Origin of the sequence: Pseudomonas sp. 43mfcvi1.1, from assembly GCF_900115935.1 — a bacterium.
GTDB classification, from domain to species: domain Bacteria; phylum Pseudomonadota; class Gammaproteobacteria; order Pseudomonadales; family Pseudomonadaceae; genus Aquipseudomonas; species Aquipseudomonas bijieensis.
The window spans coordinates 152,274-168,275 of the sequence record NZ_UETT01000017.1; the positions used below are offsets into that span (position 1 = coordinate 152,274).

The following is a 16,002-nucleotide window of genomic DNA, read 5'->3' on the forward strand; positions in this document are numbered from 1 at the left end:
TCCAGTGTGGGAGCGAGCCTGCTCGCGATAGGGGCTCATCACCGACCATTTCCCCGCGTCGACCCACGCTCGATCAGCCGCGCCGCAAAATCCAGGGTTCGCACCGGCCCGTTATCGCCGCGCAAACGCTTGAGCAAACACTCGAACGCGCTGGCGCCGATCTCGGCCGTCGGTTGGGCCAGGGCGGTGATGCCGCTGCCCACCAGTGGGTACCAATCCAGGTCATCGAGGGCGATCAGGCCCACGTCGTCGAACAAGTGGCAACCCAGGTCGCGCAATATCGTCGTGGCGGTCAGCGCGGCAATGCCATTGGCACAGAACAGTGCCTTGGGGCCTTGGCTCGGCTGGTCCAGGAAGGCCTTGATGCGTGCGGTCAATTGGTTGCAGGTTTCCACCACGGCGCCGGTCAGGGCAGGGCGTCGCTCGATACCGGCCTTGAAACTCTCGACCCGCTCGATTCGCGAACTGGTGCCATCGAACGGCTCGGTCACCAGCAAAAGATCACGGTAGCCCCGTTGTTCGAGGTGATCGAGGGCCATCTCGATGGCGGCCGGGTTGTCGAGGCCGACCAGATCGCTGTCGAGCCGATCGACCTTGCGATCCACCAGCACCAGAGGCATTTCGCTGCGCAGTTCAAACAGTTCGTCGCGGTGATGCCCCAGGGTGTTCACGATCAGCCCTTCGATGTTGTAGGCGCGCAGCAACGCCAGGTGCTGGCGTTCCTGCTCGTCATCGCGGTCGGTGTTGCACACCACCAGGCTGTAGCCATGGCGCCGGCAGGCGGTTTCCACGCCATGCATCACGGCAATCGAATAAGGGTTGCGGATATCGGCCACCAACATGCCGATCAGGCGTGTGCGCCCACGCTTGAGGCCGCGGGCCATCTGGTTGGGGCGGTAGCCCAGCTCGCTGATGGCCTGCTCGATACGCCGGGCAATAGCCTCGGAGAGCAGGGCGCGGTCCTCGCCGATGAAACGCGAGACACTGGCCTTGGAAACCCCGGCACGTTCGGCGACGTCAAGCATGGTTACGCGGCTGCGCTGGGCGGCGGAGAAAGAATTCACGGATTGAAACCTGCTTATTGGATTTATTAGTGGCTCTGAAACCGGTTTCAGGAAACATCAGAATGCGGTCGGTCGTCAAGGGCGACGTGTCAGAGGCACGACCGGCGGTGGTTCGCTTCAGTCGAACAGGGGCGACGATCCATCAGGGCTGGGCCATCCAGGCGATTTGCAGCGGGCCAGGCTGTGTGGTTAGCTGCCTGCCTTCCTCAGCGCCTTGACTGCCGAAATCACTATGAACTTTACCCAGCCTCGTTTGCGATTGCTGTCGATACTGAGTGTGACCTTGTTGGTGGTGGGCTGTGCGTCCTACTACCTGTTTCGCCACAGCGGGGCGCCGGCAGATGAAGGTTTCGCCGCCGAGCAACTGAACGAAGGGGGTATGGAAGACATCGGCACGCTGGCACCGCCCGAGGTGGAAAAACGCCTCAATTACTTGATTCAGGACACCGGTGAAACCCTCAGGTCCCTGGAACTGATCAGTGACGCCCAACTGAGTCTGACCCTGTCGACGACTGAGCCTGCTGACGAGCAGCCATTGCAATACGAGCCGCTGTTTGTCCCATTCACCAGTGCGCAACTGAAAGCTGAACTGGCGACGATCCAGGGCCTGCGTTTTGCCCAGAGGTTATTCGCCGACGGTTCCGAAGTGAGGCTCGACACCAGCAGCCTTGATCCGCTCTGGAAGCGCGCCGCTACGCCGGATGAGCCGGCGGCCGAGCAGTACCTGCCGCAGCGCCTGCGGTTTCGCGATGGCAGCGAAAAAACCTTCGCCGATCTCAAGGCGCCGTCCAAGGTCGAGTCCGACGACGTGATCTCGTCCCATGACACTTTCCCGCTCTCGGTCAACAAACCCTTGGCGAGTCTCGGCCTGACGGTCGCTTACCGCAGCTATCCGGCGTTCAGGAAAGTGGTCTTGGACAAGGATCACCCGAAAGTGACCCTGGACGACGGTCAGTCCTTCCAGCTCACTGCCCTGGGTGATGACAGCGCGTCCGTGCGGTTGAGTACACCGAAATTGTCGACCTTCGTGGTTCAGGGGCTGGATGATGCGGGCAGGGCGCTCTACAGCCACGGTAACAACTCCCGGGCGTTTCCCTCCGATGGCGATATCGCGGCGTTGCAGGGTTATTACAACGCGCTGCTCCAGACCAAGGACGATCTCGAGCAGCTCAAGACCGGCCAGGCGGTACAGCAGCAACTGGAGCGCCTGACCGACGCGCTGGCCGCTCAGGTGGGGCCGTTGAAAAACACCGAGGTCGACTATCAATTCGAGGCCACCCCGCAACGTATCGTCATCCATGTGCTCGATCCGATGGAAGACAACTCCGTGGAGTTCACCCTGGTCGACAACGTCCTTGCAGCACAAACGCGTTACATCGCCCTGGACCGGAACGCCGAGCGCTACGGCTTCATCGACCAGGCCGGCCAGTGGTTGATCAAGCCCCGTTGGGTGCAGGTGCAAGATAGCCAGATGGCCGATACCTACACGCTGTTTTCCCCGGAGAAGTCCAGCGACCCGAATTCGGAGTGGCAGGCGTTGCGCAGCCAGCTCGCCTATTTTCCTGCCGGCAGCAACAAGCTCGTGGACCTGCCGTTCGAATACATCACCGAGGCGTTGAGCAATGGCCTGCTGTTGGTGGAGCGGGAAACCAACGGACCTTATGGGCTCTACGATGCCAGGGGGCATCGTTTCGTATTGCCGATGAAATTCGTCAACCCCACCGTGACTGGCAACGTATTCATCGCCCGTCTCGGCAAACGAACCGATGTCATGGAAGGCCTCTACGGCGCCTATACCCTGGACGGCAAGGAAATCCTGCCGGCGCAGTTCTCAGGCATCGAGCACAGCGAGGGTTTGCTCTACGCCAGCTCCGCCGACCGGAGTCGTCAGGACGTTTTCGACCTGCAAGGTAAACGGATCAACCTGCTGGGTGACAATGTGATAGGCCGGTTTGTCGGGCAACAACCGCTGTTGGTGCAGGACGCTAAAAGCAGGAAATTCGCTTTTATCGACCGCCAGGGTGAGCGGCTACCCATCAAGTTGCCGTATGACGAGGTGACGCCGTTTTCCAATGGCATGGCGGTGGTGGGACGCGAGGGTAGCTACGGAGCCATCGACCTGGCGGGCAGATTGCAGGTCCCGCTGGATTACGACCAGATCAGCGCGTTCCAGACCCGTTACGCCGCGGCCATCCCGGCCGGTGGTGGTTCCGGGCTGGTCTTGATCAGCCAGGACAACAAGGTGACCAAGGAACTGGGATCCTACACCAGCATGAAGGTGCCGGATAACGGCAATGAGGCCCGTTACTACGTGAGGGATCCGAGTAACAGTGACGAGTATCTGGTCTATGACGCCGATGGCAATCTCGTGCAGAAAGACGAATAAGAGCTGGCGCACTGATCCTGTGGCCAGGGGATTTATCCCCGTTGGGCTGCGAAGCGGCCCTCGAACCGGGCAACTCGGTGTGCCAGGAAGATTGAATTCACTGCTTTAGGGCTGCTGCGCAGCCCAGCGGGGATAAATCCCCTCGCCACAGGGAGCGGTCGCCTTGGGAGTCAGAGCTGGCTTACATAGGTCCCCGTTCCCTTGAGGATGTTCTGCAACGTCAGTTCCACCTCCGCCAAATCCGCCACATCGGTGTTGTGAGTGATCTCCAGCACGTCATCCCCATTCAGCGCATCGGCGTCCGCCGCGGCGATTTCGATCTTCAGCAGGGTCGGGCTCAGCGTCACCTTCACGCCGTCAAGTGTCGAAGGCTCGCCGTCAAGGGCGATTTCCAGTTCGTCTTCATCGGGGTAGCGCGTCATCAGGAACATTTCGCCCTGGGCGCTATGGCAGCAGAGCATGGCCATGTTGTCCTCTTCGTCGTCGCATGGGTTGGCGATCAGAAGGGTGGTGGTCATTTGCATGGTGATGGCTCCTGGCTCGATGAGCCCTGCGGGTACGAAAAAGGGGATTTTGCCAGCCTGGAAGAATTTCTGCTGGGTTACCTGGATCCCGGACGATTTCACGCTGCCAGGTGCCGTTTGTCCCTCGGGCTGCTAGGGTTGTTCGAGGCGTACCGCTAGCCGATGACCGAATATGTCGCAGCGCTGCAAGCAGGCAGGTTGTCGCACTCGTTAAGCTGCGCAACGGATGTGCACCTGCAAAGGCCACCTCAGGGTGTGTTTTGCAGGTGTCCATGACATGAAATTACATGGAAAAGGATGTGACCTGCAGGTCCCGTCCAGCTTCACCCACCTGTCATCCTGTTTCCTCTGCCCGAGAATCAGGAACGGGATGGCCGACAGCCCCGCAGGGGTGGGGTTGCACGCGACGCTTCAATCAATAACAAGCCCAAGCGGAGTACCACAGATGGCGTTCTTCACCGCAGCCAGCAAAGCCGACTTCCAGCACCAACTGCAAGCGGCACTGGCGCAGCACATCAGTGAACAGGCACTGCCACAAGTGGCGCTGTTCGCTGAACAATTCTTCGGCATCATTTCCCTCGATGAACTTACCCAGCGCCGGTTGTCCGACCTTGCCGGCTGCACCCTGTCTGCCTGGCGCCTGCTTGAGCGCTTCGATCACACGCAACCGCAGGTGCGCGTCTACAACCCCGATTACGAACGCCATGGCTGGCAGTCGACCCACACGGCCGTGGAAGTGCTGCACCACGACTTGCCGTTCCTGGTGGACTCGGTCCGCACCGAGTTGAACCGTCGCGGCTACAGCATCCACACCCTGCAAACCACCGTGCTGAGCGTGCGTCGCGGCAGCAAGGGCGAGTTGCTGGAAATTCTACCAAAAGGCACCCAGGGCGACGGCATCCTGCAAGAGTCGTTGATGTACCTGGAGATCGACCGTTGCGCCAACGCCGCCGAACTCAACGTCCTGAGCAAGGAACTTGAGCAAGTGCTGGGCGAAGTGCGCGTGGCCGTGGCTGATTTCGAACCGATGAAAGCCAAGGTCCAGGAAATCCTCGACAGCCTGGACAGCAGCGCCTACGCCATCGACGCTGAGGAAAAGAGCGAGATCAAGAGCTTCCTGGAATGGCTGGTGGGTAACCACTTCACTTTCCTGGGCTATGAAGAGTTCGTGGTTCGCGACGAGGCCGACGGCGGCCACATCGAGTACAACCCCGATTCGTTCCTGGGCCTGACCAAATTGCTGCGCGCCGGCCTGACTGCCGAAGACCTGCGCATCGAAGACTACGCCGTCAATTACCTGCGCGAACCGACGCTGCTGTCGTTCGCCAAGGCCGCGCACCCGAGCCGCGTGCACCGTCCGGCCTACCCGGACTACGTGTCGATCCGTGAGATCGACGCCGACGGCAAGGTCATCAAGGAATGTCGCTTCATGGGCCTGTACACCTCTTCGGTGTATGGCGAGAGCGTGCGGGTCATCCCGTACATCCGCCGCAAGGTCGCGGAAATCGAGCGTCGTTCGGGCTTCCAGGCCAAGGCGCACCTGGGCAAGGAACTCGCCCAGGTGGTCGAAGTGCTGCCCCGTGACGACCTGTTCCAGACCCCGGTGGACGAGCTGTTCAGCACCGTCATGTCCATCGTGCAGATCCAGGAACGCAACAAGATCCGCGTGTTCCTGCGCAAAGACCCGTATGGCCGTTTCTGCTACTGCCTGGCCTACGTGCCACGTGACATCTATTCCACCGAAGTGCGCCAGAAGATCCAGCAAGTGCTGATGGATCGCCTGAAGGCCTCGGACTGCGAGTTCTGGACCTTCTTCTCCGAGTCCGTGCTGGCCCGCGTGCAGTTGATCCTGCGGGTGGACCCGAAGAACCGCATCGACATCGACCCGTTGCTGCTGGAAAAAGAAGTCGTGCAGGCTTGCCGCAGCTGGAAGGACGACTACGCCAGCCTCGTCGTCGAGAGCTTCGGCGAAGCCCAGGGCACCAACGTGCTGTCGGATTTCCCGAAAGGCTTCCCGGCCGGCTACCGTGAGCGTTTTGCCGCGCACTCGGCCGTGGTCGACATGCAGCACCTGCTGAGCCTGAGCGAAAAAAATCCGCTGGTGATGAGCTTCTACCAGCCGCTGGGCCAGGTATCCGGCCAGCGCGAGCTGCACTGCAAGCTGTATCACGCCGACACGCCACTGGCGTTGTCCGACGTGCTGCCGATCCTGGAAAACCTCGGCCTGCGTGTGCTGGGCGAGTTTCCGTACCGCCTGCGCCACACTAATGGTCGCGAGTTCTGGATTCATGATTTCGCGTTCACCGCCGCCGAAGGTCTGGACCTGGACATCCAGCAACTCAACGACACCTTGCAGGACGCCTTCGTCCACATCGTGCGTGGCGATGCCGAGAACGATGCGTTCAACCGCCTGGTGCTGACCGCCGGCCTGCCATGGCGCGACGTGGCGTTGCTGCGTGCCTACGCCCGTTACCTGAAGCAGATCCGCCTGGGCTTCGACCTGGGTTACATCGCCAGTACCCTGAACAACCACACCGACATCGCTCGCGAATTGACCCGGTTGTTCAAGACCCGCTTCTACCTGGCGCGCAAACTCAGCGGCGACGACCTGGAAGACAAGCAACTGCGCCTGGAACAAGCGATCCTCTCGGCCCTGGACGACGTCCAGGTGCTCAACGAAGACCGCATCCTGCGTCGTTACCTGGACCTGATCAAGGCCACCCTGCGGACCAACTTCTACCAGACCGACGCCAACGGTCAGAACAAGTCCTACTTCAGCTTCAAGTTCAACCCGCACCTGATCCCGGAACTGCCCAAGCCGGTGCCCAAGTTCGAGATCTTCGTCTATTCGCCGCGGGTCGAAGGCGTGCACCTGCGCTTTGGCAACGTTGCCCGCGGTGGCCTGCGCTGGTCCGACCGTGAAGAGGACTACCGCACCGAGGTGCTGGGCCTGGTAAAAGCCCAGCAAGTGAAGAACTCGGTGATCGTGCCGGTGGGCGCCAAGGGTGGTTTCCTGCCACGTCGCCTGCCGCTGGGCGGCAGCCGGGACGAGATCGCGGCCGAGGGCATCGCCTGCTACCGCATCTTCATCTCGGGCCTGTTGGATATCACCGACAACCTCAAGGACGGCGCGCTGGTACCACCGGCCAACGTCGTGCGGCATGACGACGATGACCCGTACCTGGTGGTGGCGGCGGACAAGGGCACTGCGACCTTCTCCGACATCGCCAACGGCATCGCCATCGACTACGGCTTCTGGCTGGGCGATGCGTTCGCCTCCGGCGGTTCGGCCGGCTACGACCACAAGAAAATGGGCATCACCGCCAAGGGCGCGTGGGTGGGCGTGCAACGTCACTTCCGCGAGCGTGGCATCAATGTCCAGGAAGACAGCATCACCGTGGTGGGCGTTGGCGACATGGCCGGCGACGTGTTCGGCAACGGCTTGTTGATGTCCGACAAGCTGCAACTGGTCGCGGCCTTCAACCACCTGCACATCTTCATCGACCCGAACCCGGAGCCGGCCAGCAGCTTCGCCGAGCGTAAGCGTCTGTTCGACCTGCCGCGTTCGGCCTGGACGGACTACGACACCAGCATCATGTCCGAAGGCGGCGGTATCTTTTCGCGCAGCGCGAAAAGCATCGCCATCTCGCCACAGATGAAGGAACGCTTCGACATCCAGGCTGACAAGCTGACCCCGACCGAGCTGCTCAACGCCTTGCTCAAGGCGCCGGTGGACCTGTTGTGGAACGGCGGTATCGGTACCTACGTCAAGGCCAGCACTGAAAGCCACGCCGATGTCGGCGACAAGGCCAACGATGCACTGCGGGTGAACGGCAACGAACTGCGCTGCAAGGTCGTGGGCGAGGGCGGCAACCTGGGCATGACCCAACTGGGTCGCGTCGAATTCGGCCTCAATGGCGGCGGTTCCAACACCGACTTCATCGACAACGCGGGCGGCGTGGACTGCTCCGACCACGAAGTGAACATCAAGATCCTGCTCAACGAAGTGGTGCAGGCCGGCGACATGACCGACAAGCAACGCAACCAGTTGCTGGCGAGCATGACCGACGAAGTCGGTGGCCTGGTGTTGGGCAATAACTACAAGCAGACCCAGGCCCTGTCCCTAGCGGCGCGCCGTGCCTTCGTGCGGATCGCCGAATACAAGCGCCTGATGAACGACCTGGAAGCCCGCGGCAAGCTGGACCGTGCCATCGAGTTCCTGCCGACCGAAGAACAGCTGGCCGAACGTGTCGCGGCGGGCCATGGCCTGACCCGTGCCGAACTGTCGGTGCTGATCTCCTACAGCAAGATCGACCTCAAGGAAGCGCTGCTCAACTCCCTGGTACCGGACGACGATTACCTGACCCGTGACATGGAGACCGCGTTCCCGCCGACGCTGGTGAGCAAGTTCTCCGAAGCCATGCGTCGCCACCGCCTGAAGCGCGAGATCGTCAGTACCCAGATCGCCAACGACCTGGTCAACCACATGGGCATCACCTTCGTTCAGCGGCTCAAGGAGTCTACGGGCATGAGCCCGGCGAACGTGGCGGGTGCTTATGTGATCGTGCGCGATATCTTCCATCTCCCGCACTGGTTCCGCCAGATCGAAGCCCTGGACCACCAGGTTTCCGCTGATGTGCAACTGGAGCTGATGGACGAGCTGATGCGCCTGGGTCGCCGTGCGACGCGCTGGTTCCTGCGCAGCCGTCGCAACGAGCAGAACGCTGCCCGTGACGTCGCGCACTTCGGTCCGCACCTGGCGGCGTTGGGCCTCAAGCTCGACGAATTGCTGGAAGGCCCGACCCGCGAAGGCTGGCAGACCCGCTACCAGGCCTACGTCGCCGCCGGCGTGCCAGAGTTGCTGGCGCGCATGGTCGCCGGCACCACGCACCTGTACACCTTGCTGCCGATCATCGAGGCGTCCGACGTGACTGGACAGAACGCCGCCGATGTGGCCAAGGCCTACTTCGCCGTGGGCAGCGCCCTGGACATTACCTGGTACCTGCAACAGATCAGCGCCTTGCCAGTGGAAAACAACTGGCAGGCACTGGCCCGCGAAGCGTTCCGCGATGACGTCGACTGGCAGCAACGGGCGATCACCATCTCGGTCCTGCAAGAGGGGGATGGCGCCCAGGACGTGGAAACCCGCCTGGCGCTGTGGCTCGAGCAGCATCACGACATGGTCGAGCGCTGGCGTGCCATGCTGGTGGACATCCGTGCCGCCAGCGCCACTGACTACGCCATGTACGCGGTCGCCAACCGCGAACTGCTGGACGTTGCGATGAGTGGTCAGGCGGTCTTGACGGCCAACTGATCCGGCGTTGAATGAAAAAGCCCCGCATTGAGAGATGCGGGGTTTTTTTATTGGTGCGGTTGCTCCTTAGGTAAAAATACTCTGTGGGAGCAAAGCTTGCTCGCGATAGCGTTGGATCAACAGTATTGATGTAACTGACCGACCGCTATCGCGAGCAAGCTTTGCTCCCACAGAGGCGCAGCGGTGTGGCTGGTTAGTTTTTCAGCGGAATCAACACCGCCTCATCCTCACCCATCACCATGAATACCAGCAATTTCGCCGGCTCGGTCGCGCTGGCATTCTTCGAAACCAGGTGCTCGGACCCCGCCGCTTCGTACCAGAACTCCCCGGCCTTGTAGGTCGTCGCCGACTCGCCCTTGACCTGGGAGGTGATAGCGCCTTCGAGCACATAGGCCATGGCCGTGCCTTCATGTTTGTGGGCGATGGACGCCTGGCCGGGGGCATAGTCGACGGTCAGCATCATGGCTTTTTTACCGGGAACGTTTTTCAGCATCTGCTCCTGCAACACCTGGACCTTCTCCGAAGGCGCCGCTTCGTGGGCGTAGGTCTGGGTCATGGGCAGCAGGCTGAGGATGGCGATCAGACAAAGTGTTTTCATGAAGGTACGACCTGTGTGGTTTCGAGTGATTTCGCGCTGTCGCGACGATGGATTCACCCTAAGCCCAGAGGTGGGGCGAGCAAACGTCCAATCTTTCGGAAGGTGGGTAGACCAATTGGCTGGGCTACAAATGGATGTGAGCAGGCGAGCTTTTTGTGGCGAGGGGATTTATCCCCGTTCGAGTGCGCAGCACTCGCCAGATCCGTCGCCGATAGGAAGATTTTGGGGCTGCTGCGCAGCCCAGCGGGGATAAATCCCCTCGCCACAACTTGGCTAGGCAGGAATGAAGTTGTGAGTCTCAGACAACCGGAAAACTATTGAAATCCACGCTTCGGGCCAGGCGATTGTCGATCAGGCTGATGAAGCCTTGCACTTCCGGGCAGTTGAAATGGGCCTGCATGGCCGCTTCCGATTGCCAGCGGGCGCTGACGTTCCAGCGGTCGCCATCGTCCGGGCAACGGTCGACCATGTACGCATCGCACCCCGGCTGTGCACGCAGGGTTTCGACGATTTGCTGCAACTGCCGGCCCAGTTCTTCCGAGCGACCGGCGGCGGCTTGCACCTGTACGGTATTGATCACTTGGCGAGACATTGTTCAGGCTCCTGAATCAAGTCGGAGGGGTTTGCTCAACATCAATCACACCCGTGCAGGATAGGCCCGGTGGCGCACGGCTCAAACAGCCAATGGGCGGATAAATGCCCAGTCCAATCCTCAGGCCACCTGCTGCAGAATGTCGCGCAAGCGGTCCAGGGCGATATCGATGTCCAGGGTTTCGATAGCGCCGAAGCCGAAGAACAGGCCCGGTCGCACGGGCGCTTCATTGAAAAAACCAGCGAGGCTGTAGAGCCCGACTTCGGCTTTTTTCGCCAGCTCGATCACCAGCGCCAGGTCCACCGGGACCTTGCACAACACCGCCATGTGAAAGCCCGCCGTGGTGGGCACGGCGTCGAACCAGGGCGACAAGTCCCCGGCCATGCGTGCCAGGATTCGCTCGCGGCGGCCAGCGTACAGGGTGTGGCAGCGGCGAATGTGCTTGAGCAGGCACCCCTCGGCGATGAACTTCGCCAGTGCCCACTGGGGCAGGGTGGAGGTGTGCTGGTCGGTGAGGCGCTTGGCCAGGATCACCGCTTCAAGGATCGCTGGCGGCAGGATCGCATAGCCGAGCCGCAGTTCCGGCAACAAGGTCTTGGAGAAAGTGCCGACGTACGCGACGATCCCGCGTTCATCCATGCTCTGCAACGAATCGGCGGGTCGGCCTTCGTAGCGAAACTCGCTGTCGTAGTCGTCTTCGATGATGATCGCCCCCAGCTCATAGGCCCGCGCCAGCAAAGCCTCGCGGCGGGCCTGGCTCATGGGCATGCCCAAGGGAAACTGGTGCGAGGGTGTTACATAAATCAGCCGCGTGCCATCGGGGATCAGGTCCACGCGCAGGCCTTGCTCGTCCACCGGCACCCCGACCACCGTGGCGCCCTGGGAGCCGAACAGCAACCGTGCCGGCGGATAGCCCGGATCTTCCATGGCTACCAGGCTGCCGGGACGGGTCAACACCCGCGAGATCAGGTCCAGGGCCTGTTGCGCGCCGTTGCACACCACCACGTCGTCGTCCTGGCAATTGACCCCGCGAGAAAATGCGATGTGCCGGGCAATGGCATTGCGCAGCGACGGCAGGCCTTCGGGCTGGCTATAGAAGCCTTTGGCACTGGCAATCTGGCGCAGCGCGTGGGCGGTGCAGCGCCGCCAGTCGTCCAGCGGAAACTGACCCTTGCCGGTGGCGCCACCGATGAAATCGTAGCGCAATGCACCTTCGAGGGTGGGATGGCGCATCAGGTCCGGCATGGTGCGCCAGGCTTCGACAACGTCGGCACCGGCCAGCTCGCGGTGGCTCTGTTTGCGCACGATCCTGGCCGGTCGCGCATTGACGTAAGTGCCTTTGCCGATGATGCCGGTGAGGAAGTTTTCGTAGGTCAGTTGGGCGTAGGTGTCGGAGACGGTCTTGCGCGAGACACCCAGTTGCTCGGCGAGCAAGCGGCTGGGTGGCAGTTGTGTGCCGGCCGCCAGGCGACCGCTCTCGATGGCGCTGCGCAATTGTTGATACAACTGGCCCGAGAGGTCCTTGCGGCCGTTGATGACAACATGAAGTTCCATACCCGCAAGCTCCTGGGCGATTGTTGGCGGCCAGCGTCAAAGGCGCAAGGTTACCCGCATTGTGCGACTGCGTAGAAGTTGCGTGGAGAAAATCCCGCCCATTGGACTTGTCCCCGGGTTTTTCGGCGAATTGGACCTGTCATTGATCGGTCCCGGGGCCTACCGTGAAGGTCTCGAATGCCACGGAGCCCGCCATGAGCCCGCGTCTGGATTACTACACTGCGTCCCCTGGGGCGATGAGAGCCATGATCGGCCTGGAAGCCCTGACCAGTCGCCTGAGTATCGAACCGGGGCTGTTGCACCTGATCAAGATCCGCGCTTCGCAACTCAATGGCTGCGCCTTCTGCACCGACATGCACTCGGTGGAGGCGCGCCGCCAGGGCGAGACCGAGCGGCGGCTCTACGCGGTGGCGGTATGGCGTGACAGTGGCTTTTTCACGGCCCGCGAACGCGCTGCCCTGGCCTGGACCGAGGCGGTGACGCTGTTGGCTGAAAGCCAGGTGCCCGATGACGTCTATGCCCAGGCCCGGGCCTGTTTCAGCGAGGAGGAACTGGTGGACCTGACCCTGGCGATCAGCACCATCAACAGCTGGAATCGACTGGCGGTGAGTTTTCGCCAGAGTCCGGGTGGTTGATCCGCGAGAGCCAACTGTGGGAGCAAGGCTTGCCCGCGATGAACGATGATGAGGTGAATCTGGCGGACCGTGTCGCCTGGATCGCGAGCAAGCTTTGCTCCCACAGAGCAGGTCTGTCGTTTGCCTCTATTTATTTCCATTGGGCAACGGCGAGTTGTTAGCCGGAACCGGCGGCCGCTGGGGTTTGACCGAGGTACCAAAGGTATTGCCCATGCGCACCCCCGTGGCCGCCGGGGTGGCCAGGCCGATGCTGTTCGGCGCGCGTTCATTGACCGGCACGTTCATGGCCTCCTGGGCCTGTTGCGCCGCCTTCGCGGCCTGGGGGTCGTTGCCCATCTGTCGGCTCAGGCAGTTGTAGTCGGGGGTCTTGTAGCCACCGACGGTCACTTCGATACACGCCGGGGCCTCTTCACCCTGGGCCCAGGGCAGGGCCATGAGCAGGCCGAGGCCTGCCGTCATCGTCATCCACTGCTTCATCACCGACCTCCTGGCCCGCCGCAGCGGACGGTTCGTTGTCTGGGCATCAGTCTAGTGTGGCCTTGAGGATTTGTATCAGTTGTCATACGACATTCATAAACACCCCTCAGGATGACGGTTTTCAACGGATACGTCAGTCGTGCAGCAGGGCAGAGCCGGGGGCGGACGCGGGCGTGGATTGACCAGGGCGCCCTTGCGTTGGCTGATGGTGTTGTTGTGTCTGTTGGCCGCGCCGATCCAGGCAGTCGGCCTGGTGGACCTGGACATCGCGCCCCAGGAACTGACCACGGCGCTGGAGCAGTTCAGCCGTGCGACGGGCATGGCGGTGCTGGTGGACCACCAGTTGTCGAGCCAGCGTCATACGCTGGGCGTCCAGGGGCAGTTCACACCCTCGGAAGGGTTGCGGGTGTTGCTCAGCGGCACTGGGCTGGCGGCGCACTATGCCCGGGCGGATGCGTTCACGTTGCAGCCGGTGCGGGTCCGTGAGGTGCCGCTGCCTCCCGGTGTTACTCCGGGCTTGAGTGACAGCAACTACGCGGCAGCCATCCAGGCGGTCATCCAGCGCAACTTGTGTCGTTCACCGTTGACCCGCCCGGGCAGTTTTCGGGCGGTGCTGCAAGTGTGGATCGGCCGGGACGGTGTGGTCCAGCACAGCCGCCTGGTCAGTTCCACGGGCGATCTGATGCGGGACAAGGCCCTGGTCAACAGTTTGCAAAACCTCAGGATCGACCGCCCGGCGCCCAGTTCGTTGCGCCAGCCGGTGACCCTGCTTTTGTTACCCGACTCATCAGGAAGAAGCATGGAATGCATAGCAGGGGAAGGGGTGTCCGGGCGATGAAAGACTCCGGTCGCAGCCCGTTGGTGAAGTTGTTCCTCACCTCTTATGAGGATTTCAAGGTGCGCCTGCGCAGGCGTCTGGGCTCCGAAGAGCTGGCCAACGATGTGCTGCATGAAACCTATCTGCGGGTCGATCGCATGGTCGATACGCAGGAGATCGCCCAGCCCAACGCCTATTTGTATCGCATGGCCCTGAACATCGCCGCCGACCGTCGACAGGCCGATGCGCGCCTGCTCACGGGCGATGAAATCGAGGAGCTGCTGCAGGTCTCTGATGAAGCGCTGGACCCGGCCCGGGTGGTGGGTGGGCAGAAGGAGTTGCAGACCCTGCTCAAGGCCTTGTACGAACTGCCGGCGCGCCGTCGCAGGATCTTTATCGCCGCACGCCTGGAAGAGGCGCCGCACCTGGAAATCTCCCAGCGCTTTGGTATCTCCACCCGCATGGTGGAGAAAGAAATCAAGGCTGCGCTGGGGCACTGCGCCCTGCGCCTGGAAAGAAAAGTCATTCAGCGGTTCGGTCCCGGCGCGGGAAAACCGTCTTGAGAGTAGAGACCCGACCCTTTCGTGAGTGTGTGTGCGCTTGAACATCTTCAACATCGCTTCCCCTGACGCCACGCCCCAGGCCCGATTGGCCAGCGAGGCCCGAGACTGGCTGATCCTGCTGACCTCGGGACGCGCTACAGTGGCCGATGCCCGGGCCTTGCGCCTGTGGTGCGGGCAAAGCCCCGAACACGCGCAGGCTTTCGAACAGGCCAAGGCGCTGTGGCATGGGCTGCAACCCGCCGCAGCGGCATTGCAGGCACCCCGGCATTTCGGGCGGCGGGCGTTGCTGGGCGGCGCAATCGCGGCGTCGGCCGGTTTCCTGTTGATCCGCGCCACGGTGCCCGGCGGTGTTTCCGGGCTGGGGGCCGATTACATCACTGAGGTGGGTGAGCAGCGCCGGGTAGAGTTGGCCGAGGGCGTCAGCCTGGAACTCAACACCCAGACCCGCCTCAGCCGTCGCCCGCTGGCCGATGGCGGACAAGGGTTGCAATTGTTCAGTGGTGAGATTGAAGTGCAGGGACGCAGTGCGCAGGTGGTCAGCGTCCAGGCCGGCACCGGTTGGATCAGCGCCGCCCGGGCACGCTTCAACATTCGCTACACCGACCAGAGTGTTTGCGCCACCTGCCTGGAGGGCGTGGTGCAGGTTGAAGTGCAAGGCCAGCGGTTTCGCCTGGAGCCGGGCATGCAACTGACTTACGACCCTGGCCGGGTGGGCGCTCCCAAGCGTGCCGATGTGTCGGCGGCCGTCGCCTGGCGCGAACAGGTGCTGGTGTTCAACGACGCGACCCTGGCCAGCGTCATCGATGAAATCAATCGCTATCGGCCCGGTATGTTGTTGCTGCTCAATCGCGAACTGGGCCAGCGCAAGGTCCAGGCGCGGTTTCGCCTCGACCAGCTGGCGGGCGTGGCGCTGTTGATCCGCGATGCCTACGGCGCCAAATGCACGGAATTGCCAGGTGGGGTGGTGGTGCTGAGCTGAGGCCGGCGGCGCCTGGGCGGGCCTCATCGCGAGCAGGCTCGCTCCCACAGAGGGCCTGTGTTGTGCTCAAATCTTCAGTTCACTCCATAACCCTGTGGGAGCGAGCCTGCTCGCGATGGGGCCGGCACATCCGACCTCACTGCAACAGACCCACCGCTATCGCGAGCAAGCTCGCTTGTATGTTTAGACTTGAAGGGGTGGGCGGGACTAAAAGCTCGATTCCGACTCTAGCCAGTACGGACCGTGGGAGACTTCTCGTTCCGCCCTTTCTACCTAAAGCGCCGATAAGGAATTCATCGGTAAAACCGACGATAGAGGCAAGCCAGCGCAAAGGTAGACCCCGACAAGCACCTAAACCCTAGCTCCGAGGATTCGTCATGACAATCCTTAACTCACCAACGGTTATTGGTATCGATGTAGCGAAGGCCGAAATCGTCGTTTACCGCGAAGACCTGAAAATCACTCAAGCCATCGCCAACCACCGCGAAGCTCTTGGCCG

12 protein-coding genes are annotated in these 16,002 nt (G+C 61.9%); 6 read left to right on the forward strand and 6 right to left on the reverse strand.

Annotated features, from left to right (window positions below):
* Positions 1-38: 38 nt before the first annotated feature.
* Positions 39-1,064, reverse strand: a complete 1,026-nt coding sequence (locus DTP52_RS26885; RefSeq protein WP_109756078.1) for a LacI family DNA-binding transcriptional regulator — start codon at positions 1,062-1,064, stop codon at positions 39-41.
* A 232-nt stretch (positions 1,065-1,296) separates the two neighbouring features.
* Here DTP52_RS26885 and DTP52_RS26890 point away from each other — a divergent pair, with 232 nt between their 5' ends.
* Positions 1,297-3,450, forward strand: coding sequence for a WG repeat-containing protein (locus DTP52_RS26890; protein WP_109756079.1), 2,154 nt, complete (start codon positions 1,297-1,299; stop codon positions 3,448-3,450).
* Between the two features lie 170 nt (positions 3,451-3,620).
* On the opposite strand, the gene DTP52_RS26895 is transcribed toward DTP52_RS26890, so the two are convergent.
* Positions 3,621-3,974: a hypothetical protein gene (locus DTP52_RS26895; protein WP_109756080.1), complete on the reverse strand. Its 354-nt coding sequence runs from the start codon at positions 3,972-3,974 to the stop codon at positions 3,621-3,623.
* 445 nt (positions 3,975-4,419) lie between these two features.
* Between DTP52_RS26895 and DTP52_RS26900 the strand changes: the two genes are divergently transcribed.
* Positions 4,420-9,288, forward strand: coding sequence for an NAD-glutamate dehydrogenase (locus tag DTP52_RS26900; protein ID WP_109756081.1), 4,869 nt, complete (start codon positions 4,420-4,422; stop codon positions 9,286-9,288).
* Between the two features lie 193 nt (positions 9,289-9,481).
* Here the strand turns inward: DTP52_RS26900 and DTP52_RS26905 are convergent, their stop codons facing one another.
* The 3 genes from DTP52_RS26905 to DTP52_RS26915 all read right to left on the reverse strand — a co-directional run bounded on the left by DTP52_RS26905 (position 9,482) and on the right by DTP52_RS26915 (position 12,032).
* Positions 9,482-9,886, reverse strand: coding sequence for a cupin domain-containing protein (locus DTP52_RS26905; RefSeq protein WP_109756082.1), 405 nt, complete (start codon positions 9,884-9,886; stop codon positions 9,482-9,484).
* A gap of 298 nt (positions 9,887-10,184) precedes the next feature.
* Positions 10,185-10,478 (reverse strand): putative quinol monooxygenase, encoded by a 294-nt coding sequence (locus DTP52_RS26910; protein WP_092198295.1) that lies wholly within the window; start codon positions 10,476-10,478, stop codon positions 10,185-10,187.
* Between the two features lie 120 nt (positions 10,479-10,598).
* Positions 10,599-12,032: a PLP-dependent aminotransferase family protein gene (locus DTP52_RS26915; protein ID WP_109756083.1), complete on the reverse strand. Its 1,434-nt coding sequence runs from the start codon at positions 12,030-12,032 to the stop codon at positions 10,599-10,601.
* Between the two features lie 194 nt (positions 12,033-12,226).
* Between DTP52_RS26915 and DTP52_RS26920 the strand changes: the two genes are divergently transcribed.
* Positions 12,227-12,667: a carboxymuconolactone decarboxylase family protein gene (locus DTP52_RS26920; RefSeq protein ID WP_109756084.1), complete on the forward strand. Its 441-nt coding sequence runs from the start codon at positions 12,227-12,229 to the stop codon at positions 12,665-12,667.
* 126 nt (positions 12,668-12,793) lie between these two features.
* Here DTP52_RS26920 and DTP52_RS26925 read toward each other — a convergent pair whose 3' ends face one another.
* Positions 12,794-13,144 (reverse strand): hypothetical protein, encoded by a 351-nt coding sequence (locus DTP52_RS26925; protein ID WP_109756085.1) that lies wholly within the window; start codon positions 13,142-13,144, stop codon positions 12,794-12,796.
* A gap of 205 nt (positions 13,145-13,349) precedes the next feature.
* On the opposite strand from DTP52_RS26925, the gene DTP52_RS26930 reads away from it, so the two are divergent.
* The 3 genes from DTP52_RS26930 to DTP52_RS26940 are packed head-to-tail and all read left to right on the forward strand — an operon-like array spanning position 13,350 to position 15,503.
* Complete coding sequence (locus tag DTP52_RS26930) at positions 13,350-13,982, forward strand: secretin and TonB N-terminal domain-containing protein (protein WP_109756086.1); 633 nt, start codon at positions 13,350-13,352, stop codon at positions 13,980-13,982.
* Positions 13,979-14,524 (forward strand): sigma-70 family RNA polymerase sigma factor, encoded by a 546-nt coding sequence (locus DTP52_RS26935; RefSeq protein ID WP_041476024.1) that lies wholly within the window; start codon positions 13,979-13,981, stop codon positions 14,522-14,524. The genes DTP52_RS26930 and DTP52_RS26935 overlap by 4 nt, the downstream gene beginning before the upstream one ends.
* A gap of 37 nt (positions 14,525-14,561) precedes the next feature.
* The gene (locus DTP52_RS26940) at positions 14,562-15,503 is read left to right on the forward strand and encodes a FecR domain-containing protein (protein WP_109756088.1); all 942 of its coding nucleotides are present in this window, start codon (positions 14,562-14,564) and stop codon (positions 15,501-15,503) included.
* Positions 15,504-16,002: the final 499 nt, after the last annotated feature.

Coding starts and splice junctions, on each gene's coding strand:
- DTP52_RS26935 (WP_041476024.1), top strand. CDS start 13,979: ATGAAAGACTCCGGTCGCAGCCCGTTGGTGAAGTTGTTCCTCACCTCT.
- DTP52_RS26900 (WP_109756081.1), top strand. CDS start 4,420: ATGGCGTTCTTCACCGCAGCCAGCAAAGCCGACTTCCAGCACCAACTG.
- DTP52_RS26915 (WP_109756083.1), bottom strand. CDS start 12,032: ATGGAACTTCATGTTGTCATCAACGGCCGCAAGGACCTCTCGGGCCAG.
- DTP52_RS26890 (WP_109756079.1), top strand. CDS start 1,297: ATGAACTTTACCCAGCCTCGTTTGCGATTGCTGTCGATACTGAGTGTG.
- DTP52_RS26925 (WP_109756085.1), bottom strand. CDS start 13,144: ATGAAGCAGTGGATGACGATGACGGCAGGCCTCGGCCTGCTCATGGCC.
- DTP52_RS26895 (WP_109756080.1), bottom strand. CDS start 3,974: ATGCAAATGACCACCACCCTTCTGATCGCCAACCCATGCGACGACGAA.
- DTP52_RS26910 (WP_092198295.1), bottom strand. CDS start 10,478: ATGTCTCGCCAAGTGATCAATACCGTACAGGTGCAAGCCGCCGCCGGT.
- DTP52_RS26930 (WP_109756086.1), top strand. CDS start 13,350: ATGGTGTTGTTGTGTCTGTTGGCCGCGCCGATCCAGGCAGTCGGCCTG.
- DTP52_RS26920 (WP_109756084.1), top strand. CDS start 12,227: ATGAGCCCGCGTCTGGATTACTACACTGCGTCCCCTGGGGCGATGAGA.
- DTP52_RS26905 (WP_109756082.1), bottom strand. CDS start 9,886: ATGAAAACACTTTGTCTGATCGCCATCCTCAGCCTGCTGCCCATGACC.